Here is a 25,270-nt window from a genome sequence, read left to right as displayed (position 1 = left end):
CGCGAATGGAAGCAGGAGGGGCGTGGGCGGATCCACCCGGCATAGCGTGCCTTCGTGGGACACCACCACGCAGGTGAGTCGAACCATGAGCACGTCCGATCGGCCAAGCGGAGTGAGCCAGTGAGCAGCACGTCGGCCGTCGCACCCGGCACCCGTCTCGCCGAGCGTTTCCGGCTCGAAGATCGCGTCAGCGAGTCCGACGGCGCCACCCTGTGGAAGGCCATCGACGAGATCCTCGCCCGTCCCGTCGCCGTCCACACCTTCGCCCCCGACTTCCCACGCGTCCACGAGGTCGTCACGGCCGCCCGCGCGGCCAGCCGGCTCACCGACCCCCGGCTGACGCAGGTCTTCGACGCCGCCGAGGACGACAAGTCCGCCTACGTCGTCAGCGAGTGGGTCACCGGCGAGTCGCTGACCGACCTGCTCGCCGCCGGCCCGCTGGAGCCCGATCGTGCGGCCGGGCTGATCGCCGAGGCCGCGGAGGCGCTCGCGCACGCCCACGAGGCCCACCTCTACCACCTGTGCCTTCGCCCCTCCCACCTGGTGTGGACGACCGGCAACACGGTCAAGGTGCTCGGCGTCGCGGTCGACGCCGCCATGTGGGGCCTGACCACCGACCAGCCGGCGCTCGACGACGCCGAGGGCCTCGGCCGGCTGCTGTACGCGGGCCTGACCGGCCACTGGCCGGGTGACGAGGAAGAGGGCGGGCTGCCCGCCGCCCCCATGAACGACGGCCACTTCTGCACGCCCCGCCAGGTGACCGCGGGCGTGCCCGGCTACCTCGACACGGTCACCGTGCGGGCCTGCCTGCCCGAGTCGCGCAGGGGGCAGGGCGCGCTGTCGAGCCCGTCCGAGGTGGCCGAGGCGCTGGCCGACGTCGCCAGGCCGATGCCGATCCCGATCTCCTACCCCTCCACCCCGGCGGTCGCCTCGGCGTCCCACACCGAGGGCCTCGACATCGCCCACCGGCAGCAGTCGGCGCCGCCTCCCCTGCCGCCGGTGATGCAGCCGCGCCGGCCGTCCGGCGGGGGCGGCAGCACGCTCAACCGGGTGCTGATGACGCTCGTGGTGCTGCTCGTCATCGCCGCCGTGGGCGTGGGCGCGTGGACGATCGGCCGCAGCCTGGGCAGCCCGACGACGTCGCAGACGACCAGCGCCAGCCCCACCGCATCGGCCTCCGCGCCGGCGGAGACGCAGGCCGTCAAGCCGGTCAAGGCGCAGGGCTTCGACCCGCTCGGCGACGGCGACGAGAAGCCCGACCTCGCCAAGCTGGCCATCGACGGCAAGCCCAGCACGCTGTGGAAGACCGAGACCTACACCAGCGCCGACCTGGGCAGACTCAAGGACGGCGTGGGCCTGCTGCTCGACATGGGCAAGTCCGTGCAGATCAGCGACGTGGTCGCTACGCTGTCCGACGCGTCGGGCGCGACCGTCGAGCTCAAGGTGGGCGACTCCCCTGAGCTCGGGTCGCTCAAGACAGTCGCCACGAAGAAGAACGCCGCAGGTAAAACCACCCTCGCTCCGGAACAGGCGGTGACCGGCCAGTACGTTTTGATCTGGTTTACGCGCGTTCCGACAGATGCGGGCACTTTTCATGGCACCATCTATGAGGTAGTGGTGCACTCTCCCGGATCGGCATAATCAGGAAACTCTCTTGTGAACTCCCCACCCGAGACACCCTCAGCAGCGGAGCGGCCGGCGGTCACAGACGCCGAGCTGCTGACCGCACATATCCACGGGGATCCACACGCCTTCAGCGAAATCGTCAAGAGACACCGCGACCGCATGTGGGCGGTCGCCCTGCGCACGCTCGGTGACCCCGACGAGGCCGCCGACGCCGTGCAGGACGCCTTCGTCTCCGCTTACCGCAAGGCCGCCACGTTTCGCGGCGAAGCGGCCGTCACCACCTGGCTGCACCGCATCGTGGTCAACGCCTGCCTTGACAGGATGCGCCGTAAATCCGTCCGGCCCGTCGCCGACGACGAGCTGATCGAGGCCGCGGAGCGCGAGACCCCGCTGCCCGACCAGACCGTCGAGCGCGAGGTGTCGATGGAGGTTTCGGCCGCGCTGAAAATGCTGCCCGCCGACCAGCGGGCCGCGCTCGTGCTGGTGGACATGATGGGCTACTCAGTCGAAGACGCAGCTCAGGTGCTGCAAGTGCCGAGTGGCACGGTGAAGAGCCGGTGCGCCCGAGGGCGCGCGAAACTTGCCCCAATTCTTTCGCATCTGCGGAACCGAACCGACCTGAACCGCGTCTCATCCGCGAAGGGAGCAGAACTTCGTGACGGGTGATACGCACTACGATCTGGAAATCCTCGCCGAGCTGGCCGAGGGTCTCCTGGACGCCGACACGGCACGCCAGGTCCGCGAGCATCTCGCGGTCTGCGACCCCTGTGGGGAGCTACTGGCCGACCTGGCGGCGGTTCGCGAGGTGCTGGCCGCGACGCCCACACCGGCCATGCCGATGGGTGTCGCACTGCGCATCGACAAGGCGCTGGCCGCCGAGGCCGAGTCCAGGCGTGGCGGGGGTGTCGGCCTCGCGGAACCACCGGACTGGGATGAGCTCATGCGGGACGCCCCGTGGGAGCGGCCGGCGGAGGTCCCCGAGCCCGTGCGGCTCCATCGGGACGTGCCTGCTCAGGCCCCGGAGCCGACGCGTCTGTCCGGGGACTCGCCCGCCGAGGTCCCCGAGCCGGCTTCGACCGGACCGGGCGGCATGCCTGAGCCGGTGCGGCTCGGCGTGGTCTCCGACGACGGCACGGTCGTCCCGGCGAAGAGCCGGTCGATCAGGCGGCGCCGGTGGGCGATGCCCGCGGTCGCGGCAGCCGCCGCGGCGGCCGTCGTGGCCGGGTCCGCGGTGGCCGGAACGGCCCTGCTGGCCAGTGGCGGTGAGTCGCCGGCGCCTCCGGTGGCGCTGCCGGTTCCTTCGTCGTCCTCCGCCGCCCCGCAGCCCGAGCGGAGCTCGGTACGGGCGACACCGTCGAAGCCGCCGCGGGGCTACGCCCTGACCAACAGCGACCACAACTACAGCGACCCCGAGCTGCGCAGGCCGCTCGAGCTGTTCCTGGCGCCCGCTCCGATACTGCACGGCGACTCCAACGACGCCGACAAGGTCGCCAAGTGCGTCAGCGCGGTCTCCAACCGCTCCAAGCTCGACGTGTTCGCGGTGGACCAGGGCCAGTACAACGGCCAGGAGGCACTGCTGGTGGCGAGCTGGAAGCAGCAGTCGACCAAGAGGATCCGCATCGACGTCGTCGATCCGTTCAACTGCAAGAACCTGCGCAAGCCCGCCCTGGGCCGCTGGTAGACCACCGTCACCGGCCAGGTCCGCCGGCTGCGAAGCCCGACGTCAGAGCCCGCTTCTCGCGGGCTCTTTCGTTTGTCCCGGCGTTGTGGGGTAGGGCGGGAATCACTGCGGCCTAGGATCTGTTGTCGCCGGTGGCATCGACAGACGAGGAAGGCGTGGGAGCGTTGAGCGACGTTCGTAACGTGATCATCATTGGTTCCGGCCCTGCCGGTTACACGGCGGCCGTCTACTCCGCTCGTGCCGAGCTCAAGCCGCTCGTCTTCGAGGGCTCCGTCACCGCGGGTGGCGCGCTCATGAACACCACCGACGTGGAGAACTTCCCCGGGTTCCCCGACGGCATCATGGGTCCCGACCTGATGGACAACCTGCGCAAGCAGGCCGAGCGCTTCGGCGCCGAGCTGGTCGCCGACGACGTGGTCGAGGTCGATCTGCAGGCTGACCCCAAGGTGGTCAAGACCCACACCGAGACCTACTACGCCAAGTCGGTCATCCTGGCCATGGGCTCCGGCTACCGCGAGCTCGGACTGGAGAACGAGAAGCGGCTCTCCGGCCGCGGCGTGTCCTGGTGTGCGACCTGTGACGGGTTCTTCTTCCGCAACAAGGACATCGTGGTCGTCGGCGGCGGCGACACCGCGATGGAGGAGGCCACGTTCCTGACCAGGTTCGGGCGCATGGTGACCGTCGTGCACCGCCGCGACACGCTGCGGGCCAGCAAGATCATGCAGGATCGCGCGCTCGCCAACGACAAGATCCGCTTCGTCTGGGACTCCGAGGTCGTCGACGTGCTCGGCGAGTCCAGGGTCGAGGCGGTCAAGCTGCGCAACGTCAAGACCGGCGAGGAGTGCGAGCTCGCGACCGACGCGCTGTTCCTCGCCATCGGCCACGACCCGCGCACCGAGCTGGTCAAGGGCCAGATCGACCTCGACGAGAACGGCTACATCAAGGTGGCGTCCCCCTCCACCGCGACCAACATCGAGGGCGTGTTCGCCGCCGGCGACGTCGTCGACCACACCTACCGCCAGGCCATCACCGCGGCCGGCACCGGCTGCGCCGCCTCGCTCGACTCCGAGCGCTGGCTGGCCAACAACGAGAAGTAAGGAGCGCACCGTGAAGGCTGTCACCGACGCCAATTTCGATTCCGAGGTCCTCAAGAGCGACAAGCCCGTCCTGGTCGACTTCTGGGCCGAGTGGTGCGGCCCGTGCCGTCAGGTCGCGCCCATCCTCGAGGAGATCGCCAAGGAGCACGGCGACAAGCTGGAGATCGTCAAGCTCGACATCGACGCCAACCCCGAAGTTCCGCGCCAGTTCGGTGTACTCCAGATCCCGACCCTGAACGTCTATAAGAACGGCGAGGTCGTGAAGCAGATCATCGGCGCCAAGCCGAAGGCCATGCTGCTGCGCGAGCTCGAGGGCATCATCTAGCTCGTCTTCCGGCGGATGGGTTGCCCCCTCGGGGGACGCGCTGCGCCCTGCGAAAGCCCCTCGTGGTTCGGTCCGCGAGGGGCTTTCCGCTTGGCGGGTGTGCGTAGGGGATTGTGACGCTGTGGCGCCTGCGGCACCGTCAGGCGGGCCTGTGAAGCCGTCAGGCGGGCCTGTGAAGCCGTCAGACGGGCCTGTGAAGCGGTTGGACGGGCCTGTGAAGCCGTCAGACGGGACGCAGGGCGCGTTCCGGACTCATGGAGCCCAGGAGGCGTTCGAGAGCCACCTCGACGTCCTCACGCCACGAGACGGCGCTCTTGAGCTCCAGCCGCAAGCGCGGAAAACGCAAATGCGGACGCACGGTCTTAAACCCCACAGAAAGCAAGTATTCCGCTGGAACTACGCAACTTGGTTCTTCCCACTTCAAGTCCCCGAAAGCTTCAATGGCTTTCACCCCGCGCCGCGTCAGGTCTTTGGCGACACCCTGAATCAGCATGCGCCCGAGCCCGCCACCCGAGAACTCCGGAATGATGTGGGCCGTCATGAGCAAGACCGCGTCGGCGCTGACCGGCGAGGTGGGAAAGGCCACCGAGCGCGGGCTGTAAAGGGGCGGGCTGTAGAGCACGAACCCGGCAGGCACCCCGTCGACGTACACGATCTTGCCGCAGCTGCCCCACTCCAGCAGCGTGCCTGAGAGCCACGCCTCTTTCTCAAGGCCCGGGTCGCCCGAGCCGAGCGCCCGCTCCCCGTTGACGGGATCCAGCTCCCAGAACACGCACCGCCGGCAGCGGCGCGGCAGATCTTCAAGATTATCCAGGGTTATGTTGACCAGCCGGCGCGACAACTACCGCCCCTATCGTTGACCCGGAAAAGCGCGCGAAAACCGCGTCCACAGGTGGCATCGTAGCCCAGTACAGATGTCGTCAGCGGACACCACGACGGTCCAGCCCGGTCACGGGCGACATGTCCGTCTGGCGTAATCTGGTATTTCAGTCCGATATAGACACTTAGGAGGTGGGCCGTGACAGAAGAGCTGGATCACGGTCAGACACCCGCGACCCAAGGGTCGCGCATTGACGCCTACGTCGATCGGTACGCCGCGCGAGCTACCGGGATGGTCGCCTCCGAGATCCGAGCTCTCTTCGCCGTCGCGTCGAGGCCCGAGGTGGTCTCGCTCGCCGGCGGCATGCCGTACGTCACGGCCCTCCCCCTCGACATGGTCGGCGAGCTCGTCTCCGACCTCGTCACGCGGCGCGGCCCCGTCGCGCTGCAATACGGCTCCGGCCAGGGTGACCCGCACCTGCGCGAGCAGATCTGCGAGGTCATGAAGCTGGAGGGGATCAACGCCGGGGCGAACGACGTCGTCGTCACCGTCGGGTCGCAGCAGGCCCTCGACCTCATCACCCGCATCTTCATCGACCCGGGCGACGTGGTGCTCGCAGAGGGTCCCTCCTACGTGGGCGCCCTCGGCACGTTCGCCGCTTATCAGGCCAAAGTCGTCCACATCGCCATGGACGACCAGGGCATCGTGCCCGAGTCGCTGGCCCAGACGATCTACGCCCTCGAAACCGCGGGCGCGCCCGTCAAGTTCCTCTACACCATCCCGACCTTCCAGAACCCGGCCGGTGTCACGCTCAACATCGCCCGCCGCCAGCAGGTGCTCGACATCTGCCAGCGGGCCGGGATCCTGGTCATCGAGGACAACCCGTACGGACTGCTCGGCTTCGACGGCGAGCCGCTGCGCGCGCTGCGCGCCGACAACCCCGACGGCGTCGTCTACCTCGGCTCCTTCTCCAAGACACTGGCCCCCGGCTTCCGCGTCGGCTGGGCGCTCGCGCCCCACGCCATCCGCGACAAGCTCGTGCTCGCCATGGAGTCGGCCGTGCTGTCCCACTCCTCGTTCACGCAGCTCGCCGTCGGCCAATACCTGGCCACGCAGCCGTGGCGCGAGCAGATCAAATCCTTCCGCGAGCTCTACCGCGAGCGCCGCGACGCGATGCTCGACGCGCTCGAATCGCTGATGCCGCCCGAGGTGACGTGGACCCGTCCCGGAGGCGGCTTCTTCGTGTGGGCCACCCTGCCCGAAGGGCTCGACTCCAAGGCGATCCTGCCGCGAGCCGTGGCCGAACGGGTCGCGTTCGTGCCCGGCACCGGGTTCTTCTCCGACGGCAGCGGGGCCCGCCACATGCGGCTGTCCTTCTGCTTCCCCCAGCCCGACCGCATCCGCGAGGGCGTACGCAGGCTCGCCGGGGTGATCGAGCAGGAGATGCAGCTGCGCGACACGTTCGGCACGGGGTCCACGCGCGAGCACCAGGGCGTGGACACGCCAGGGCCCGACCTGGCCTAGCCGGCTGATCCGCCGGGACGGGAGGGCGCTCCATGCGCCCTCCCGTTCTCCTTTTCCCCAAGGAATCCGGCTGAGATGGGATGGGATCGCCGCACATAGCACCTCACGTACACCCCCCATCCCCAGCGCCGGTACGGTTGGACAGCGTGTCGTCAGCGGAGGAGTTGTGATGAGCGATCTGGGCCACGTGCTCGTGCTGGCCGGAGGTCTCTCCTACGAGCGAGAGGTGTCTCTGCGCTCAGGTCGCCGGGTCAGCGAGGTGCTGCGGGCCACGGGCATCGACGTCGAGGCGCGCGACACCGATGCCTCGCTCGTCCCCTCGATCCTGGCCGACCCGCCCGACGCGGTCTTCGTCACGCTCCACGGTGGCGCGGGCGAGGACGGCGCCATCCGTTCCGTGCTTGAGCTGCTCGACGTCCCCTACGTCGGCGCCGACCCCGACGCGTGCCGGGTCGCCTTCGACAAGCCGACCGCCAAGGCCGTCGTACGCTCCGTCGGCCTCCGCACCCCCGAGTCCGTCACCCTGCCGAAGGAGACCTTCCACGACCTCGGCGCGACCGTGGTGCTCGGGCGCATCGTCGAGCGGCTCGGGCTGCCGCTGTTCGTCAAGCCCGCACGTGGCGGCTCGGCGCTCGGCGCCTCCTTCGTCCGTACGGCCGAGGAGCTGCCCGCCGCCATGGTCGGCTGTTTCGCGTACGGCGACACGGCGCTCATCGAGCGGTACGTCGAAGGTGTCGAAGTGGCGGTCTCCGTCGTCGACCTCGGCAACGGCCCGGTCGCGCTGCCGGCCGTGGAGATCGTGCCCGACGAAGGGGTCTACGACTACGCCGCCCGCTACACCGCCGGCCACACCGAGTTCTTCGCCCCCGCCCGCCTGTCCGCCGCGGCCGCCGCGGCGTGCGCCGAGACCGCCGTGACGGCGCACACGGCGCTGGGGCTGCGGGACGTCTCGCGTACAGACCTGATCGTGGACGCCGCCGGCGTGCCCCACTTCCTTGAGGTGAACGTGGCGCCGGGGATGACGGAGACGTCCCTGCTGCCGATGGCGGCGGAAGCGGCCGGGCAGGACCTGGGCGAGCTCTGCCGCGCCCTGCTCCAGAACGCCGCCAGCCGCGCCAGTCGCTGAGGGGCGCTTGCATTGGCGCGCTTGCATTGGGGCGCCTGCCGTGGTGGGCACCTGCGTAGGGGGCGCTTCGCGCAAGGTGGCGCAGTGGGCGGGCAGGGGCTTCGCGCAAGGGGGGTGCCAACCGGTCCCAGTGGGCCGCTAGGGGGGCGCTTCGCGCGAGGTTGGCTTGGCACCGACTCGGTGTCAGTGACCTAAGTAGCCTTACGGTGTGCTGTTCGATTCCATGTACCCCAAGAGCTTCGCCAGCGACAACCACGCAGGCGTACACCCGACGATCCTCGCCGCCATGACCGCCGCGAACCACGGGGACGCCCCCGCCTACGGCGACGACACCTGGACGGCCACCTTCGAGGACAAGATCAGGGAAGTCTTCGGCCCGACCGCCCAAGGCTTCCCCGTCCTCAACGGCGCAGGCGCCAACATGGTCGGCCTGGCCCCCATGCTCGGCCGCTACGACGGCATCATCTGCGCCGAGACCGCCCACATCGCCACGCACGAGACGGGCGCCACGGAACGCCTGCTCGGGGTGAAGCTCCTGACGGTCCCCACGGAAGACGGCAAACTCCGCCCTGCGGACATCAAGTCCCGCCTCAACGTCCTGGGCCTCCACCACGAGCCCCAGCCCACGGTCGTCTCGATCTCCCAGGTAACAGAACTAGGAACCTGCTACTCCCCCGAGGAGATAGTCGCCCTCGCCGAGACAGCCCACGAGTCAGGTTTGCGGCTCCACGTCGACGGCGCCCGCCTCGCGAACGCCGCCGCGTACCTGGGCTGTGACCTGAGGTCGATCACCACCGACGCAGGCGTGGACATCTTCAGCTTCGGCGGCACCAAGAACGGCGCCCTAGCCGCAGAGGCCGTAGTGGTCCTGAACCCATCTTTGGCAACCGCAATCCCCTTCCTCCGCCGCCAGTCCCTCCAACTGGCTTCCAAGATGCGCTTCATCTCAACCCAACTGACGGCCCTCCTAACGGACGACCTTTGGCGCGAGAACGCCACCCACGCCAACCACATGGCCATCCGCCTAGCGGACGGCTTGAAGGACATCTCAGGCGTGTCCCTGGCCCACCCCGTACAAAGCAACGCCGTCTTCGCCACCCTCCCCCACGAGGTCGCGAAATCCCTCCTGCAGCGCTACCTGTTCCACTTCTGGGACGAGCCCGCCGGCACCGTCCGCTGGATGACCGCCTTCGACACAACAGAGGACCACGTGGACGACTTCCTAGACTCCCTCCGCAAAGCCTCCACGAGCTAACCCAAGGCACCGCCGGCTCCACGTGAAACCACTCCCACAGCGGCAGCTCCCCCACTCTCCACCAAAGCCGAACTCTTGAGCTCCACCGCCACGAGGGCAAGAGCCGCAACCACGAACCCACAGACCCGCCCACGCCTGAGGCCAGCTACCCCCCACCACCGGCACCCGCATGAGACGAACAACCCGCCGTCTCCCGCTGCCTCGTTTCACGTGAAACAAGGCAGCGAGAGGGCGCGGCGGGAGGGCAAGCACTCGCCCCCGACGGCCGAGGATCGCAGAAACCGAGCACTCCCACTCAACCTCCAACGCACCCGCCGCCGCAGCGCCAGCCCTAGCCCCAGCTCAGCTCCAGCCGAACCGCAACCCCGACCAAAACCAGAACCGCAACGGGCAATGGACAATCGACAGCGGACAACGGCATGGGGCAAACGGCATGGAGCAAACAGCACGGGCACGAGCACCGCACGGGCACGGGCAGGGGCAGGGGCAGGGGCAGGGGCAGGGGCACGGGCACGGGCACGGGCGCCGCACGGCACGGGTACCGCACGGCGACGGCGACGGCGACGGCGACGGCGACGGCGACGGCGACGGCACTAAACCACAGCAACGTTTCACGTGAAACACGCCCAACCACACCACCGCTGAGGGACTCTCTCAAGAACCGGTCCCCCAGACACACGGCGCTCGGCTCAGCACCGCAGCAACAGCTCGTGCGGTTCGCATAGGTGTTCCTGCCCGGATTCGGGGTCGGCGTCGGTGGCACGGACACAACGGGCCCACCACTCACCAACCAGCCGGCACCTCTCCCTACCCCCGCTAACCCCACCGCCTGACCGACTCCCGCTCGCCGTCTCCCTCCCCCGCTTCACCCTCACCCACCTGTCTGTCGCCACCCCACGTTTTCCACCCACACGGGGGGGCACGCAACGCCCTGCCACACCCCGATTGAGCCAACGCACACTCCCCGCCCCGCGGCCCCTCCGCCCCCACATGTCACGCCTCAAGCCGCCCCACCCCATGTCTGAGCCAAGGCACACCTCCCGGCTCCCCGGCTCCCCGGCTCCCCGGCATGTTCACCCTTCAGAGTGGTCCACCCTTCGGGATGACTCACCCCTCGGATGGCTCACCTCGCCCTTGCCTCCTCCCGCACTACTCCGCTTGGCGATGCCGCGCACCCCGGCGCTGCCTTCCAAGACGCCACGCCTCCGCTCGGCTCACCGATTCGGTCAGCGTGCCTCTCCTTGCTCGCGCGCTGCGGATGCCACCGCACACGACCCACCGACGGCTACAAAGGCGGGCTACCCGCCCAGCTGCCGCCCCCGCCCACCACGCGCTGAGCAACGTGTTTCACGTGAAACACCGAGATGCCGCGCTCACCCTTGTTGGGCCTTAGAGCCTGGCCTCGGTCCCCGAGACATCCTGAGAACAGGTGACCGGCCTGATCCCCAGAATGGTCAGCACCCCGGACGGTCGGTCCTCAACCACTAACCGGCCCGGACCGTCTCGGCAAGGCGCTGACGGCTCGGACGCGGTGTCCGTGGGAGATGCCGAGTCGGGGTCGCCGTCGCCGTGCATCTCGCCCTTGCGCCCATGCCGTCGGTTCCGGTCTCAGTCCCGGGGGTGCGGTCTTCGAATCTCCTCAGTGCGGCGGGCGTATCGCTCGTGTCCTTAGACCTGATGCGAGTGACAGACGGGCCCAGAGCCGGAACTTCGGGGGTCAGTCCTCGGTTTCTCGCATTGCTCGGGCTGCCTCCGGGGCCATCGTGCCGATGATGCGCTCCAGGTCGTCGATCGTGGCGAACTCCACGACGATGCGGCCCTTTCGCCGTCCCAGGTCCACCTTCACCTTGGTTTCGAAGTGGTCCGAGAGGCGGTCGGCGAGGTGGGTGAGGCCGGGGGCGGTGGGCTTGACGGGCTGGCGTTCGCGGGGTGCCTTCTTGGCCGCCTTGGCGCTGCCCATGGCGACGATCTCTTCCACCGCTCGTACCGACAGCAGTTCGGCCACGATCCGCTTGGCGAGCTGGATCTGCTCCTCTGCGTTGTCGAGGCCGAGGAGCGCCCGTGCGTGTCCGGCGCTGATCGTCCCGGCGGCGACCTTCAGCTGGACGTCAGGAGGGAGGTTCAGCAGACGCAGGGTGTTGGTGATGTGGGAGCGGGAGCGACCGACCTTCTGTGCCAGCTGTTCGTGCGTCGCCTGGAAGTCGTCAAGGAGTTGCTGGTACGCCGCCGCTTCTTCAAGGGCGTTCAGCTGTTCACGCTGGAGGTTCTCGATCAGCGCGTCCCGCAAGAGGTCGGTGTCCTGGGTGTTGCGCACGATGGCGGGCACCGGGTCCAGGCCGACCTGCTTGCACGCCCGCCAGCGCCGCTCCCCCATGATCAGCTCATACTGGCCACCGCCGATCGAGCGCACCACGATCGGTTGCAGCAACCCGACCTCACGGATGGACGCCGCCAGCTCCTCCAGGCGCTCCTCATCGAAGATCTCACGCGGCTGCCGGGGGTTGGGGACGATCGCCTTGAGCGCGACCTCCTTGAAGTACGCTCCGGCGATCGGCTTGGGACCCATCTCCTCCGTTGACCCGTTGGCCGGGGCCGGCGCCGCCCCCGTGCCGTCAACGATGGGACCGGTCGGGATGAGCGCCCCGAGTCCCTTGCCCAATCCCCGCCGCTGCTGGCTCACTGCGTCTCCTCATCCACCCGGTCGATTCCGGTCACTCCAGGAGAGGTTACCGTTGCGGGCCCGACCGAGTGCCCCCTCGCCACACACCGTCCGGTTGGATTTACACCGACACGGTCACAAACCTGCCCAACCCGTGACTGGACCCCACCCCACCCCCGTTTCGCCCTTCCCCCACCCACCTCCGTTCGGCCTGCGAGGGCGTCGCCACCAAAACCCCCTTGCCCAAGAGCCAGAACGCGCCGCAACGGCGTCACGGAAAACGACTAAAAAAGCGCCGTCGGAAGGCAGGAACATCGGGAGGTGAGGAGGCGGGCCAAGGAAGTTGGAGGACGCGCCCAGAGGACGCAATCCGGCCGTCCGGTCCCGGGCACACGAACCTGGGCACACGAACCTGGGGCACGCTTCAAAGGACACGACCTCAGAGGCGCGATCCCGGGAGCGCGGCTCCAGGGACGCGGTCCCGGGGACGCGGTCCCGGGGGCCCGATCCCGGGGGCACGATCCCGAGGGCACGGTCCTGGGGCACGATCCCGGGCGAGGCGGTCCTGGGGGCACGGTCCTGGGGGCGTGCTCCCCCGGGGCGCGGTCCGGGCGCGCGGTCCTGGGGGCACGGACTTGGGGATCCGATTCTGAGGGTGCGGCACGGTCTGGAACGGCGCTCCGGAGACGCGCCTTGCCGGCTCACTCAAGCGGACTGCATTGGGGCTCGGCTCGGGGCATGCCTTGTGTGGCGTGGCGTGGCGTCCGGTTCAACCGTGTCGTCCAGTCGAAACTGGGCGTGCGGATGAGTGACAGTGGCACTGGGCGGCCAGCCGCAACCGCTGTCACAGAATGCGCCTGGGGTACCGCCACGCGGCGCGCAAGCCGCCCTCACGCGATGGCCAGTGCGGGCAGATGCACGTTGGGCAGGAAGTTGACTGGCGCGGTCCGCGGCCAGGCGGGCGGGCGGGCGTTGGTGGTTACGCGGCTGTTGGTGGCTAGCGGTCGTCCGTGGTCAGCCGACTGCGGGCGGCCAGGCGGAGGTTGGTGGCTAGGCGGTCATCAGTAGTCAGCTGGCCGTAGGCGGCCCCGCGATCATCGGTAGGCAGGCGGCTGTCTGTGACCGGGCAGCTGTTGGTGCCTAGGCGTCCGGTGAGTGGCTAGCCGGCCGTGGACGATCAGGCGTCCGGTGAGTGGCTAGCCAGCCGGGGACGGCTAGGCGTCCGGTGAGTGGCTAGCCGGCCGTAGACGGCCAGGCAGCCGGTCAGTAGTTGGCCGGCCGGGGCGGCCAGACGGCCGTCCGTGGCCGAGCAGCCGGTGGCGCCCAGGCGGCTGCCAGTGGCTGACCGACCGTAGGCGGCTAGGTGGCCGTCAGCGGCTAGCCGACCCTAAGCGGGCGGCCGTCGGTGGTTGGCCGGCCCTAAGCGGCCGAGCGGCCGTCGGTGGCTGGCCGACTATCAGTGGCCGGCTGGCTGTTGGTGGCCGGGTGACCTTCGGTGGTTAACCAGCCGTCGGTCGCCGGGCGGCCGTCGGTAGTTGCGGTGGTTGGCCGACCGTTGGTAGCCGAGCGACCGTTGATGGCCGGTGGCCGGATGGCCGTTGGTGGTTAGTCGACCGATAGTGGCCGGGTGATCGTTGGTGGTCAGGAGACTGTGGCGCGGTGGGCTATCTCGCGGGCTGCGTCCATGTACGCCATCGCGCCGCTCGACCCCGGGTCGTACGTCATCACCGACTGCCCATAGCTGGGCGCCTCCGACAGGCGCACGCTGCGCGGGATGACCGTGTTCAGCACCGTGTCGCCGAAGTGCGCACGCACCTCATCGGCCACCTGGGACGCGAGGCGGGTGCGGCCGTCGTACATGGTGAGCACGATCGTCGAGAGTCGTAGCGTCGGGTTCAGGTGGGCCTTGATCAGGTCGACGTTGCGGAGCAGCTGCCCGAGCCCTTCCAGCGCGTAGTACTCACACTGGATCGGGATCATCACCTCGTCGGCCGCCACGAGCGCGTTGACGGTGAGCAGGCCGAGCGACGGCGGGCAGTCGATGACGATGTAGTCGAAGTTCACCGCCTCGTACGCCGCCAACGCCCGCCGCAACCGCGCCTCCCTGGCCACCAGGGACACCAGCTCGATCTCCGCACCGGCCAGGTCGATGGTGGCGGGAGCGCAATAGAGGTTGGGCATGTCGGGCACCTGCTTGACGATGTCAGCCATCGGCAGGTCGTCCACGAGCACCTGGTAAACGTCAGGCACATCGCCGCGATGCTCGGTCGCCAGCGCGGTGGACGCGTTGCCCTGCGGGTCAAGGTCGACCACGAGGACGCGCTGGCCGTGCATCGACAGCGCGGCGGCGATGTTGACCGACGTGGTCGTCTTGCCAACGCCGCCCTTCTGGTTCGCCACGGCGATCACTCGGGTCTGGGACGGGCGCGGCCAGGTGCCGTCGCCGTCGCCGGAGGTCTCGCCGGTCTGGGCGGCCGTCTGGGTTGCAGATGTTTCACGTGAAACCACTGAGCTGAGCGCCTCTCGTACCAACGGCGAATCACCGGGGTTCAGGGGGGTCTGGGTCACGATGGCCATCCTTTCAACCAGTGGTGTGCCGGTGCCGGGAATTTGCTGTCGCGACACGCCCATTTCGGGCCAGCCAACCCCGGTTGGACTCTCGGACGAACGGCTGTCCGGCCAGCCAAGACCACTTGACGCGACTGGCACAACCGTCACCTCCTTCGTCGCCGCCTGGCTCGCTCCGGCGCGCGACCCGCTACCACCCGAACCAATGTTGCAGGCGGCTCGACCTTACCGCGCCCGACGGTGACAAGCTCGGCCGTTCGGGCCCCGCTGGCGCGCAATTGCTCCTGCGCCTCGGCCAGCTCGCCCGCCGCCCGCTCCCCCTTCATGGCAATGAGCTCGCCGCCCTCGCGCAGCAGCGGCATGGCCCAGGTCAGCAGCCGGTCGAGCGGCGCCACCGCGCGGGCGCTGGCCACGTCGAACTCGCGCTTGCCCGCCAGCTCCTCCGCCCGGCCGCGCAGCACCTCGACGTTGTCGAGCTTGAGCGCCTGCACGCACTCCTCAAGGAATACGGTACGGCGCAGCAACGGCTCCAGCAGCGTCACCGTGATGTCCTGCCGGACGATGGCGAGCACCAGCCCGGGCAGGCCGGCGCCGGAGCCGATGTCGACCAGCCGCACGTCCGGCGGCACGGCCTCGGCCACGACAGCGCAGTTGAGCAGGTGGCGATCCCAGATCCTGGGCACCTCCCGCGGGCCCAGCAGCCCGCGGACGACACCGGGACCCGCCAGCAGGTCCGCGAACGTGTTGGCGCGATCCCAGGCCTCCCCCGCGAAGACGTCCCGCGCTATCTCCGGCGGCTCCGGAAGCTCATCGCTCACTGGTTGGTGGCCTTTCTGGGGCTCGTGGCCCGCGTGATCGGGGTGATGGTCGCCGGGCGCGATCAGGCTGCGGCGACAGGGTCCGGTCTCCACCCAAGGCTACGGGGTGAGATCACAAGGGAAGCCTAGCGGGCCTTGGTGAAGGTGGCCTGTGAGCACGCCGTCAGTGCAACGTTGCGTGGGCAAGTAAAGCGTGACATGTCGGTATACGGGGTCGATCCATGTGGGTGACTGGTCGCCGTACAGGCCGTACAGGCCATACAGGAGGAAGGGGTGAATGTGCACCGGCCGTCCCTCGCGCAGGACGGAGGGCACTGGCCGGGCGCGTCCGCTGCGAGCGAGCCTCGATCGGGCCGCTCGGAGAAGGTCCCAACAGCCGGCCGATCCGACAGTTTCCGGAGCAGGCACAAAGGCCGGCCCGAAAGGACCGGCCGGGGCGCAAAAGCCAGGGCGCAACGGCTCAGTCCTGAAGGACCGGCCGGATGGATGTCGGCCCCTCGGAGAAGTCCCGCCGTCCAGGTCGAAAGAGACTGGACGGCCGGTTCGACGACTCAGAAGAGGGCGGTGCGGAAGGACCGGCCGGATGGATGTCGGCGCCTCGGAGAAGTCCCGCCGACCGGTTGGAAGAGACCTGGTTGGCCGGTCCTCCGGCTACCGGAGCAGCGGCCGGGACCACGAAGGCCGGTCCCGAAGGACCGGCCGGATGGATGTCGGCGGGCCGGAGAGGTCCGGCCGGCCGACCGGGAGAGACCTGGACGGCCGGTCCGACATGGTCGGTACGGCCGGTGAGACGGGGACATGTCGCCCGGCCACAGCGCCGCCGGCGCCCGGCAGCGAGGGTCTCAGGCGGGGAGGACCACCACGTAGCGGTTGGGCTCCTCGCCCTCCGACTCGCTGCGCAGCCCCGCGGCCGCTACCGCGTCGTGCACGATCTTGCGCTCGAACGGCGTCATCGGCTGCAGCGACTTCGGCTCGCCCCGATCCTTGACCTGGTCGGCGATCTCGGTGCCGAGCTTGGTCAGCTCGGCCCGCCGCCGCTCGCGGTAGCCGGCGACGTCGAGCATCAGCCGCGAGCGCTCGCCCGTCTGCCGGTGCACGGCGAGGCGGGTCAGTTCCTGGAGCGCCTCGAGCACCTCTCCCTCGGGCCCCACCAGCTCGGTGCTCTTGAGCCCGACGACGGAGACGAGCGCGCGGTCGCCCTCGACGTCCATGTCGATGTCGCCGTCGATGTCGGCGATGTCGAGAAGGCCCTCGACGTAGTCGGCAGCGATCTCGCCCTCCTGCTCCAGCGCAGTGAGATCAGGAGCCTTCTCCTGCTCGGCCTCGGTCATGGCCGGCCTCTCCTTCGTGTTCAAGACTTCTTGCTGCCGGTGCGCTTGCTGCGGGGTTGCCTGCTGGGCTGCTGCCTGATGATCTTAGGCTCCGGAGGGGGCGGAGGGGCCTGTTCTTCCGGAGTGGTCTTGCGGAGTTTCGCGATCAGGCCGGGCTTGGGCTGCACCGGGACGGGGTTGCCCTTGGCGTCGTACTCCGGCATGGGGTGCCGGCTGTAGAACCAGTGCTGCTGACCGAGGGTCCACACGTTGGTGGTGACCCAGTAGAGGATCAGACCGAGCGGGAAGTTCAGGCTGAAGAAGGCGAACAGCGGCGAGATGTACATCAGGATCTTCTGCTGCTGCGCCATGGGGTTGTCCGGCATCTGGGCCATGGAGCGGGTGACGCTCTGCCGGACGGTGAGGAACGTGGTCAGCGAGCTGACCGCGACGAAGAAGCCGATGACGATCTTCTCGCTGATGGCGGGCGCCTCGAAGAACGTCGCCGGCAGCGGCGCGCCGATGATGAGGGCCTGCTTGGCGCTGTCGACCAGCTCCTGCGTCATGCCGAACTTGGCCTCGTCGGCCGCGATCGCGCGGAGCACGGTGAACATGGAGATGAAGATGGGGAACTGCGCCACGATCGGCAGACAGCCGCCCAGGGGGTTGGCCCCCGCCCCCTGGTAGAGCGCCATGACCTCCTGGTTCATGCGCTGCTTGTCGTTCTTGTAGCGCTTGCGGAGCTCCTGGACTTTCGGCGCCAGCTCCTGCATCTTTCGCGACGATCGCATCTGCTTGAGGAACAGCGGGAAGATCAGGATCCTCATGAAGATGGTCAGCGTGATGATGGTCAGCGCCCAGGTCAGACCGCTGTTGGGATCGAGAACCGTGCTGTACGCGGTATGGATCCAGGTGATGACTTGGGCGACGGCTGTATACAGCCAATTGAGCCAGGACAGCTCCACCGAGCTATCTCCCTTGCGTTTCGTGGGACGGGACCGGGCGTGGGGGCACCGGGTCTATACCTCCGGGATGAAATGGATGGCACCGCCCGATGCGCCGGACAGTCAGCCATATGCCGCGCAGTGCTCCATGTACGGCAATCGCTTCGAGCCCGTATGCGCTGCACGAGGGGTAGAACCGGCAGCGTGGACCGAGCAGTGGGCTGATGAACGCCCGATAGAACCGGATGGGGAGGATCAGCGCCCGAGCAGCGAGGCTCGGCGCCGCCACTCCTTGCGGTTGCTCCGTCATTTCCGTCCACCCGTCGAGGACTCGCGCCGCCTGAGACAACGTTCCAGCGCGAGGTCGAGTTCGGCGGCCAGTTGCTCGAATCGCGCGGACGCGGCCGGTGGATTGGCGCGTACCACAAGCAGGCTACCTCGCGGCAGCCGGTGGAGTCGGTCCCGCATCAGGTGTCGGAGCCGTCGTTTGACCTTGTTCCGGGTCACCGCGCCACCGACGGCCTTACTCACCACGAAACCCACCAGGGGTGGCTCTTCCCCAGAAGTGGTGAAATGCACCACCAAAGTGGGGCGACCGGCGCGCTTTCCGCGCCTGACCGCCGCCTCGAACTCCTCCCCGCGTCGCATGCGGGATTGACGGGACAGCACCGTATACGTCTAACGCCCGCCGGCGTGATCCGCCGGCGGGCTGTCGTCGCGCGGGACGGTCAGGCCGACAGCTTCTCGCGGCCCTTACGGCGGCGAGCAGCGAGGATGGCGCGACCGGCCCGGGTGCGCATCCGCAGCCGGAAGCCGTGGGTCTTCGCGCGGCGACGGTTGTTCGGCTGGAAAGTACGCTTGCTCACGGGTGGGCTCCAGGCTTGATGGTGCGCCGCAGGGGCGCCTAACACACATGGATGGCCTGCCAAGGAAGCGAGGGCACGCGAAATAGCCGTCGCGTGACAAGCCGACCGTCGTACGTTACGGGTCAACGCACCCACAGGTCAAACCGGACGCGTTATCCACTGATCCACAGGCCACTTTTCCACACCGGCCCCACGTCCACAGTTTGTGCACTCAGGTGCCACTAGGCTGTGGACAACGTCTTGAACACAGCTGTGCACAAAGCTACTGTCAGCCCTTCCGGGCCGCTCAAGCCCTGTGGACAGCCTGTGGATCTCCTGTGGAGGGCGTAGCGGAACGCCCGCAGGCCGCGTGTGGACGAAGGGGTCACCGATCATCGTGAGCGGCCGCGGCATGTGGATATCCGATCGCGGGGGGCCGCGAATGAGAGGAGGGGGAACCGCATCGTGAACGGTGTCGACCTCGGCACGGTATGGGCGAGGGCCTTGGGCAACTTCCTCAACGAGAACGTGCCCATCCAGCAGCGTACGTGGCTGTCCATGGTGCGCCCGATCGCGCTGGCCAACGACACGATCGTGCTCGGCGTCCCCAACGACTTCCTCAAGGACCTCATCGAGGGCAAGCTGCGCCCGCTGGTGGCCCACGCGCTGTCGCAGGAGCTCGGCAGGACCATGCGGCTGGCCGTGATGATCGACACCACGGCGCCGGAACAGCCCGCTGGCGACGCTCATCAACAGCCTGTGACTCAGAGTTATCCCCAGGGTGTGGAGAGTCAGCTGCGTTATGCACAACCCGCGCAGCCGCAGCACAACCAGCCTTCCGAGCCTCCGCAGTTCTATTCTCCACAGCCCGAGCAGCAGCAGATATCCACCGACTATCCACAGCAGGGCTTCGATTTTGAACAGGCGCCGTCGTACACACCGCCTGTGGAGAAGTCGCCCGAGCCGGCCCAGAATCGGTGGGAGGCGAAGAGCAGCAAACCTAGCGAACCGGCCAGGCTCAATCAGAAGTACACATTCGAGACATTCGTCATCGGGGCCAGCAACCGTTTCGCCCACGCCGCGGCAGTGGCGGTCGCCGAGTCCCCCGCGAAGGCGTACAACCCGCTGTTCATCTATGGGGATTCCGGGCTCGGCAAGACGCACCTGCTGCACGCGATCGGCCATTACGCCCAGAGCCTGTACGACGGCGCCCGTGTCAGATACGTGAGCTCCGAGGAGTTCACCAACGACTTCATCAACAGCATCCGCGACCACAAGGCCGACGGGTTCCGCGGCCGCTACCGCGCGATCGACATCCTGCTCGTGGACGACATCCAGTTCCTGGAGGGCAAGGAACAGACGCAGGAGGAGTTCTTCCACACCTTCAACACCCTGCACAACGCCAACAAGCAGATCGTCATCTCCAGCGACCGGGCGCCCAAGCAGCTCATCACGCTGGAGGACCGGCTGCGCAACCGGTTCGAGTGGGGCCTGATCACCGACGTCCAGCCGCCCGAGCTGGAGACGCGCATCGCCATCCTCAGGAAGAAGGCCATCCAGGAGGGCCTGGCCGCGCCGCCCGAGGTGCTCGAGTACATCGCCAGCCGCATCTCCACCAACATCCGTGAGCTGGAGGGCGCGCTGATCAGGGTCACCGCGTTCGCCAGCCTCAACAGGCAGGGTGTGGACCTGCAGCTGGCCGAGGTCGTGCTGAAGGACCTCATCACCTCGGAGTCCGACACCGAGATCACGATCGCGGCGATCATGAATCAGACCGCCCAGTACTTCGGCATCAGCATCGACGACCTGTGCGGCACGTCGCGCAGCCGCGCGCTCGTCAACGCCCGGCAGATCGCCATGTATCTCGCCCGCGAGCTGACCGAGCTGTCGCTGCCGAAGATCGGCCAGCAGTTCGGCGGCCGGGACCACACGACCGTGATGCACGCCGAGCGCAAGATCCGGTCGCTGATCGCCGAGCGCAGGTCGATGTACAACCAGGTCAACGAGCTGACAATGCGGATCAAGCAGACACAGCGCGGATCGTGAAGTCGTACACAGCCTGTGGAAAACACTGTGGACCAGCGGAAACGCAAAATCGGGGCGGTCGTTCGCCCCACAATGCTGGGAAAAATCCGTCCACAACGGCTGGGGACAGTGCTGGGGACATCCTGGGGAGAACTTGGGGACTACCAGTGGACAACGTGTGGACAGACTGTGAACAGTCGATCTGGGGCTCCAGAAGGGCCCCTTTTACCCCGTGGATAACCTGTGGAAACCTCGTGGATAACCCCCGATCTTCCGTGGATGACGGGACCATGATCTGGGGACGGCCTGTGGGCGAAGTTTCGTCATCCCCAGGCGCGCGAGTTCTCCCCAGGCGTCACCCACACCCTCGGTGGATAAAAACAGGGGCGCTGACCAGCAAGGACGCCGGTTGTCCCCAGTTTCCACAGCCCCTAGTGTGATGACCTCTTCTCTCTCTAACTAGAAACTCAAAGACCCATAGAGGGGTTCTCCCGGAGCGCGAGGCCGGGAGGGTGGATCCTTGAGATCCTTGAATCAACGACGAACCCAGGAGGCTGATCACCGTGATGTTCCGAATCGAGCGAGACGTCCTCGCTGAGGCGGTGGCATGGACGGCGCGCAGTCTCCCGGCGCGCCCGTCGGTGCCCGTGCTCGCCGGCATGCGCCTGGAGGTCACGGAGGAACAGCGGCTCAAGCTGTCCGGCTTCGACTACGAGGTCTCGGCGGAGGTCACGCTCGAACTGCACACCGGCGAGCCGGGCGTCGTCCTGGTCTCGGGCAAGCTGCTCGCCGAGATCACCCGCGCGCTTCCCGCACAGCCTGTGGACTTCGTGGTGGACGGTGCCAAGGCCGTCGTCACGTGCGGCAGCGCCCGCTTCACCCTGCTGACCATGCCTGTGGAGGACTACCCGTCGCTCCCCGCCATGCCGCCGGCCGCCGGCCGGGTGGGCAGCGACGTGTTCGCCTCCGCCGTCGGCCAGGTCGCCGTCGCCGCCGGCCGCGACGACACGCTGCCGATGCTCACGGGCGTGCGCATGGAGATCGAGGGCGACACGGTGACCCTCGCCGCGACCGACCGCTACCGCCTCGCCGTCCGCGAGCTGAAGTGGCAGCCTGGCCAGCCCGACTTCTCGGCGATCGCGATGATCCCCGGCAAGACGCTGGCCGACACCGCCAAGGCGCTCGGCGCGACAGGCGCCGAGGTGGAGATCGCGCTCAGCTCCGCCGGAGGCACGGGCGAGGGCATGATCGGGTTCTCCAGCGCCGGCCGCCGTACGACGACGCGCCTGCTCGACCCCGAGTTCCCCAAGTACCGCTCGCTGCTGCCGACCGAGTTCTCCGCCCGCGCGGACTTGTCCACAGGCCCGTTCGTCGAGGCCGTCAAGCGCGTCGCGCTGGTCGCCGAGCGCAACACGCCGGTGCGGCTGGCGTTCAGGAGCGGCGAGGTCGTGCTGGAGGCGGGCAGCGGCGACGAGGCGCAGGCCGTCGAGGCGCTGCCGGTCGAGTACGAGGGCGAGGAGATGAACATCGCCTTCAACCACCAGTTCCTGCTGGAGGGCCTGGGCGCCATCGACTCCGACGTGGCGCGGCTGCAGATGACCACGTCCACGAAGCCCGCTATCCTCACCGGTGGCAAGCCTGTGGAGGACGGCGCCGTCACGGACTACCGTTACTTGATCATGCCTATCCGGCTGTCAGGCTGAATCGGCCGTCAGGGATGATGGAAGCCTGACAAGGGGGTAGACAACATGCAGATCGGCATGGTCGGACTGGGCAAGATGGGCGGCAACATGGCCGAGCGGCTGCGCCGCGGCGGTCATGACGTGATCGGCTACGACCGCGACCCGGCGATCAGCGACGTGGCCAGCCTCAAGGAGCTGGTCGAGCGCCTGGAGGCGCCGCGCGCCGTGTGGGTCATGGTGCCCGCGGGCAAGCCCACCCAGACCACCGTCGACGACCTCGGTGAGCTGCTCGACGTGGGTGACATCGTCGTCGACGGCGGCAACAGCCACTACGTCGACGACCAGAAGCACGCGCGCGAGCTGTCGACCAAGGGCATCGGCTTCGTCGACTGCGGCGTCAGCGGCGGCGTGTGGGGCCTGCAGAACGGCTACGCGCTGATGTGCGGCGGCGACAAGGCCCACGTCGACCGGCTGATGCCGATCTTCGAAGCGCTCAAGCCCGAGGGCGAGGACGGCTTCGTGCACGCCGGCGACGTCGGCGCGGGCCACTTCGCGAAGATGGTCCACAACGGCATCGAATACGGCATGATGCAGGCCTTCGCGGAGGGCTGGGAGCTGCTGGAGGCATCCGACGTCGTCAAGGACGTCAAGGGCTCCTTCGCCAGCTGGCGCACCGGCACGGTCATCCGTTCCTGGCTGCTCGACCTGCTGGTGCGCGCGCTCGACGACGACGAGCACCTCGAGCAGCTGCGCGGTTATGCACAGGACTCCGGCGAGGGCCGGTGGACGGTGCAGGCGGCCGTCGACCACGCCGTCCCGATGCCGGTCATCACCGCCGCGCTCTACGCCAGGTTCGCCTCGCGCCAGGACGACTCGCCCGCGATGAAGGTCGTGGCGGCGCTGCGCAACCAGTTCGGCGGCCACGCGATCACCTCGGCCGAGGGCAGCACCGGCAAGGGGGCCGACTCCCCCGGCGCCGACGTCACGCCGCCGCGCGAGAGCGATCGCTAACGGTTTTCCACAGGCTGCATGCCGGTGACCCCGGTGGCGGGCGAGGCGCACTAACCTTCGTGGGGTGCATGTCGCCCACCTCTCGCTGACCGACTTCCGGTCCTACGCGTCCGTGGAGCTCGGCCTGGAGCCGGGCGTCACGGCGTTCGTCGGGCCCAACGGCCAGGGCAAGACCAACCTGGTCGAGGCGCTCGGCTACGTCGCGACGCACTCCAGCCACCGGGTGGCGAGCGACGCGCCGCTCGTCCGCAAGGGCGCCACGCGGGCGATCGTGCGCTGCGCGATCCAGCGTGACGACCGGCGGGCGCTGATCGAGCTGGAGATCAACCCCGGGCGGGCCAACCGCGCGCGGCTCAACCGCTCGCCCGTCTCCAGGGCCCGCGACGTCGTGGGCCTGCTGCGCACGGTGCTGTTCGCGCCTGAGGACCTCGCGCTGTCCAAGGGCGACCCGTCAGAGCGCCGCCGCTTCCTCGACGACCTGCTGGTGGCCAGGGCCCCCAGGTTCGCGGGCGTGCGCGCCGACTACGACCGGGTGCTGAAGCAGCGCGGCGCGCTGCTGCGCACCGCCGCGCAGGCCCGCAGAGGCTCCAGGAGCGCCCGGCGGCAGGAGAGTGACGCCGGGTTCTCAGCGGCGGGCGCCGGCGACGTCCTGAGCACTCTGGAGGTCTGGGACGCCCATCTGGCGCGGCACGGGGCGGAGCTGTTGCGGGCGCGGCTGGAGCTGATCGAGGCGCTGCGGCCGCTGGTGGCGAACGCGTACGCGACGCTGGCGCCGTCGAGCGCTCCCGCGACACTCGCCTACCGCAGCACGTTGTCCACAGGTGGGGACGAAGAAGGGGCTCCCGGTGACCCGGAAGCCCCCGCTGAGCGGGGATCTTTCGATACACAGACGTTATCCACAGACTTGGGGAAAACCCTTGAAGAACGTCTGCGCGAGCGGCTATTGGAGGTCCGCCAGTCCGAGCTCGAACGCGGTGTCACGCTCGTCGGTCCCCACCGCGACGACCTGATACTCGGGCTCGGCGACCTGCCCGCGCGCGGTTACGCCAGCCACGGCGAGTCGTGGTCGTTCGCGCTGGCGCTCAGGCTCGCGGCGTACGACCTGCTGCGGGCCGACGGCGGCGACCCTGTGCTGATCCTCGACGACGTCTTCGCCGAGCTCGACAGCCAGCGCAGGCGCCGCCTGGCCGAGATCGTGGCGCCGGCCGAGCAGGTGCTCATCACCGCGGCGGTGCCGGACGACGTGCCGTCCGAGCTGTCCGGCGGCCGATACGACGTCGCAGAGGGGAGTGTCACCCGTGTCCGCTGACGAGAGTCGCGGCGAGAACGCCACGGCCAGGGGCGTGGCGATGGCCCGCGAGAAACTCGCCCAGGCCAAGGCCGACGCGGCCAAGCGCGGCCAGCTCCCCCGGCGCGAGCCCAGGCGCAAGGCGAAGGGCCCGCGCAGGGAGGCCGGCGATCCGCAGCTTTTCGGACGCGCGATCGCCGACCTGCTCGCCGACCGCGGCTGGGAGCGCCCCGCCGCGGTCGGGGCGGTGTTCGGCCGCTGGCCCGAGATCGTGGGCCCTGACCTGGCCGCTCACACCAAGCCGGAGTCGTTCGACGATGGCGAGGTGCTCATCTTGGCCGACTCCACGGCCTGGGCGACGCAGGTGCGGCTGCTCGCGCGCACGCTCGTACGCAGGCTCAACGAGGAGCTGGGCGACGGCACGGTCACGAAGGTCAAGGTCAGAGGCCCGCAGAACGCCCCTCGTCCATCAGGTGGATTGCGGGTGACCGGAAGCAGGGGTCCGGGCGACACCTATGGCTGAGCCCGCCGTCGGGCGCGCGTTCTCCCCTTCGCCGTACGTCGCCGGGAGCGGCCAGAAAGCCACAGACGCGATAAGCCCCCTTTCCGGAGGGGGGATGCTTGCCTGGGGGCAAAACGAGCTAGCGGGCATCACAGGCGCGTTCA

Annotated in this window: 23 protein-coding genes; 14 read left to right on the top strand and 9 right to left on the bottom strand. The window is 68.6% G+C overall.

Translation table 11 applies throughout. The features are described 5' to 3' along the window. Positions 1-120: 120 nt before the first annotated feature. The 5 genes from ACFFR3_RS36880 (at position 121) to trxA (ending at position 4,729) form a co-directional block, all read left to right on the top strand. Positions 121-1,641, top strand: coding sequence for a protein kinase family protein (locus tag ACFFR3_RS36880; protein WP_379484634.1), 1,521 nt, complete (start codon positions 121-123; stop codon positions 1,639-1,641). Between the two features lie 15 nt (positions 1,642-1,656). After that, positions 1,657-2,292, top strand: coding sequence for an RNA polymerase sigma factor SigM (sigM, locus tag ACFFR3_RS36875; RefSeq protein ID WP_345393136.1), 636 nt, complete (start codon positions 1,657-1,659; stop codon positions 2,290-2,292). After that, positions 2,282-3,307: an anti-sigma factor family protein gene (locus ACFFR3_RS36870; protein WP_345393139.1), complete on the top strand. Its 1,026-nt coding sequence runs from the start codon at positions 2,282-2,284 to the stop codon at positions 3,305-3,307. Before sigM ends, ACFFR3_RS36870 begins: the two co-directional genes overlap by 11 nt. A 164-nt stretch (positions 3,308-3,471) precedes the next feature. Then, positions 3,472-4,404, top strand: coding sequence for a thioredoxin-disulfide reductase (gene trxB, locus ACFFR3_RS36865; protein WP_345393142.1), 933 nt, complete (start codon positions 3,472-3,474; stop codon positions 4,402-4,404). Between the two features lie 10 nt (positions 4,405-4,414). Continuing rightward, complete coding sequence (trxA, locus tag ACFFR3_RS36860; protein WP_345393145.1) at positions 4,415-4,729, top strand: thioredoxin; 315 nt, start codon at positions 4,415-4,417, stop codon at positions 4,727-4,729. A 223-nt stretch (positions 4,730-4,952) separates the two neighbouring features. On the opposite strand, the gene ACFFR3_RS36855 is transcribed toward trxA, so the two are convergent. Then, positions 4,953-5,570 carry a GNAT family N-acetyltransferase gene (locus tag ACFFR3_RS36855; RefSeq protein ID WP_345393148.1) on the bottom strand — a complete coding sequence of 206 codons (618 nt, stop codon included), beginning with the start codon at positions 5,568-5,570 and terminating at the stop codon, positions 4,953-4,955. A gap of 177 nt (positions 5,571-5,747) precedes the next feature. Between ACFFR3_RS36855 and ACFFR3_RS36850 the strand changes: the two genes are divergently transcribed. The 4 genes from ACFFR3_RS36850 (at position 5,748) to ACFFR3_RS36835 (ending at position 10,073) form a co-directional block, all read left to right on the top strand. Next, positions 5,748-7,073, top strand: coding sequence for an aminotransferase-like domain-containing protein (locus tag ACFFR3_RS36850; RefSeq protein ID WP_379484633.1), 1,326 nt, complete (start codon positions 5,748-5,750; stop codon positions 7,071-7,073). A gap of 169 nt (positions 7,074-7,242) precedes the next feature. Then, positions 7,243-8,199 (top strand): D-alanine--D-alanine ligase family protein, encoded by a 957-nt coding sequence (locus ACFFR3_RS36845; protein WP_364368722.1) that lies wholly within the window; start codon positions 7,243-7,245, stop codon positions 8,197-8,199. A 208-nt stretch (positions 8,200-8,407) separates the two neighbouring features. After that, positions 8,408-9,454: a threonine aldolase family protein gene (locus tag ACFFR3_RS36840; protein WP_364368719.1), complete on the top strand. Its 1,047-nt coding sequence runs from the start codon at positions 8,408-8,410 to the stop codon at positions 9,452-9,454. A 433-nt stretch (positions 9,455-9,887) separates the two neighbouring features. Next, the gene (locus tag ACFFR3_RS36835) at positions 9,888-10,073 is read left to right on the top strand and encodes a hypothetical protein (RefSeq protein ID WP_379484632.1); all 186 of its coding nucleotides are present in this window, start codon (positions 9,888-9,890) and stop codon (positions 10,071-10,073) included. Positions 10,074-11,171: 1,098 nt separating this feature from the next. Here ACFFR3_RS36835 and ACFFR3_RS36830 read toward each other — a convergent pair. The 8 genes from ACFFR3_RS36830 to rpmH all read right to left on the bottom strand — a co-directional run bounded on the left by ACFFR3_RS36830 (position 11,172) and on the right by rpmH (position 18,619). After that, a complete protein-coding gene (locus ACFFR3_RS36830) occupies positions 11,172-12,134 on the bottom strand; it encodes a ParB/RepB/Spo0J family partition protein (RefSeq protein ID WP_364368713.1) in 963 nt (320 codons plus the stop codon). A 1,620-nt stretch (positions 12,135-13,754) separates the two neighbouring features. Next, the gene (locus ACFFR3_RS36825; protein WP_345409462.1) at positions 13,755-14,522 is read right to left on the bottom strand and encodes a ParA family protein; all 768 of its coding nucleotides are present in this window, start codon (positions 14,520-14,522) and stop codon (positions 13,755-13,757) included. Between the two features lie 305 nt (positions 14,523-14,827). Next, on the bottom strand, positions 14,828-15,499 hold the full coding sequence (rsmG, locus tag ACFFR3_RS36820) for a 16S rRNA (guanine(527)-N(7))-methyltransferase RsmG (protein WP_345393151.1): 672 nt from the start codon (positions 15,497-15,499) through the stop codon (positions 14,828-14,830). A gap of 842 nt (positions 15,500-16,341) precedes the next feature. Continuing rightward, the gene (locus ACFFR3_RS36815) at positions 16,342-16,830 is read right to left on the bottom strand and encodes a Jag family protein (RefSeq protein WP_364368706.1); all 489 of its coding nucleotides are present in this window, start codon (positions 16,828-16,830) and stop codon (positions 16,342-16,344) included. A gap of 20 nt (positions 16,831-16,850) precedes the next feature. Then, positions 16,851-17,774: a membrane protein insertase YidC gene (gene yidC / locus ACFFR3_RS36810; RefSeq protein ID WP_364368703.1), complete on the bottom strand. Its 924-nt coding sequence runs from the start codon at positions 17,772-17,774 to the stop codon at positions 16,851-16,853. 4 nt (positions 17,775-17,778) lie between these two features. After that, positions 17,779-18,063 (bottom strand): membrane protein insertion efficiency factor YidD, encoded by a 285-nt coding sequence (gene yidD, locus ACFFR3_RS36805; RefSeq protein ID WP_355417625.1) that lies wholly within the window; start codon positions 18,061-18,063, stop codon positions 17,779-17,781. Then, positions 18,060-18,422, bottom strand: coding sequence for a ribonuclease P protein component (gene rnpA / locus ACFFR3_RS36800; RefSeq protein ID WP_345393154.1), 363 nt, complete (start codon positions 18,420-18,422; stop codon positions 18,060-18,062). The genes yidD and rnpA overlap by 4 nt, the downstream gene beginning before the upstream one ends. A gap of 59 nt (positions 18,423-18,481) precedes the next feature. Then, the gene (gene rpmH, locus ACFFR3_RS36795) at positions 18,482-18,619 is read right to left on the bottom strand and encodes a 50S ribosomal protein L34 (protein ID WP_043614899.1); all 138 of its coding nucleotides are present in this window, start codon (positions 18,617-18,619) and stop codon (positions 18,482-18,484) included. A 483-nt stretch (positions 18,620-19,102) separates the two neighbouring features. On the opposite strand from rpmH, the gene dnaA reads away from it, so the two are divergent. The 5 genes from dnaA (at position 19,103) to ACFFR3_RS36770 (ending at position 25,127) form a co-directional block, all read left to right on the top strand. Beyond that, positions 19,103-20,644 (top strand): chromosomal replication initiator protein DnaA, encoded by a 1,542-nt coding sequence (dnaA, locus tag ACFFR3_RS36790; RefSeq protein ID WP_379484658.1) that lies wholly within the window; start codon positions 19,103-19,105, stop codon positions 20,642-20,644. A 542-nt stretch (positions 20,645-21,186) separates the two neighbouring features. Next, positions 21,187-22,326, top strand: a complete 1,140-nt coding sequence (dnaN, locus tag ACFFR3_RS36785) for a DNA polymerase III subunit beta (RefSeq protein WP_345393157.1) — start codon at positions 21,187-21,189, stop codon at positions 22,324-22,326. Positions 22,327-22,371: 45 nt separating this feature from the next. Further along, positions 22,372-23,316 carry a phosphogluconate dehydrogenase (NAD(+)-dependent, decarboxylating) gene (gene gnd, locus ACFFR3_RS36780; RefSeq protein WP_345393160.1) on the top strand — a complete coding sequence of 315 codons (945 nt, stop codon included), beginning with the start codon at positions 22,372-22,374 and terminating at the stop codon, positions 23,314-23,316. 64 nt (positions 23,317-23,380) lie between these two features. Beyond that, on the top strand, positions 23,381-24,625 hold the full coding sequence (gene recF / locus ACFFR3_RS36775; protein WP_364368695.1) for a DNA replication/repair protein RecF: 1,245 nt from the start codon (positions 23,381-23,383) through the stop codon (positions 24,623-24,625). Next, positions 24,615-25,127: a DciA family protein gene (locus tag ACFFR3_RS36770; protein WP_364368692.1), complete on the top strand. Its 513-nt coding sequence runs from the start codon at positions 24,615-24,617 to the stop codon at positions 25,125-25,127. Before recF ends, ACFFR3_RS36770 begins: the two co-directional genes overlap by 11 nt. Positions 25,128-25,270 lie beyond the last annotated feature (143 nt).

The organism is Nonomuraea salmonea (assembly GCF_042428605.1).
Lineage (GTDB): Bacteria > Actinomycetota > Actinomycetes > Streptosporangiales > Streptosporangiaceae > Nonomuraea > Nonomuraea salmonea.
The sequence above is the reverse complement of the archived record's forward strand: the minus strand, read 5'-3'. Positions and strand labels throughout refer to the sequence as shown.

Excerpts from the sequence above, each read along its gene's own strand:
- ACFFR3_RS36845 (WP_364368722.1), top strand. The coding sequence starts at position 7,243 with ATGAGCGATCTGGGCCACGTGCTCGTGCTGGCCGGAGGTCTCTCCTAC.
- gnd (WP_345393160.1), top strand. The coding sequence starts at position 22,372 with ATGCAGATCGGCATGGTCGGACTGGGCAAGATGGGCGGCAACATGGCC.
- ACFFR3_RS36815 (WP_364368706.1), bottom strand. The coding sequence starts at position 16,830 with ATGACCGAGGCCGAGCAGGAGAAGGCTCCTGATCTCACTGCGCTGGAG.
- yidD (WP_355417625.1), bottom strand. The coding sequence starts at position 18,063 with ATGACGGAGCAACCGCAAGGAGTGGCGGCGCCGAGCCTCGCTGCTCGG.
- ACFFR3_RS36835 (WP_379484632.1), top strand. The coding sequence starts at position 9,888 with ATGGAGCAAACAGCACGGGCACGAGCACCGCACGGGCACGGGCAGGGG.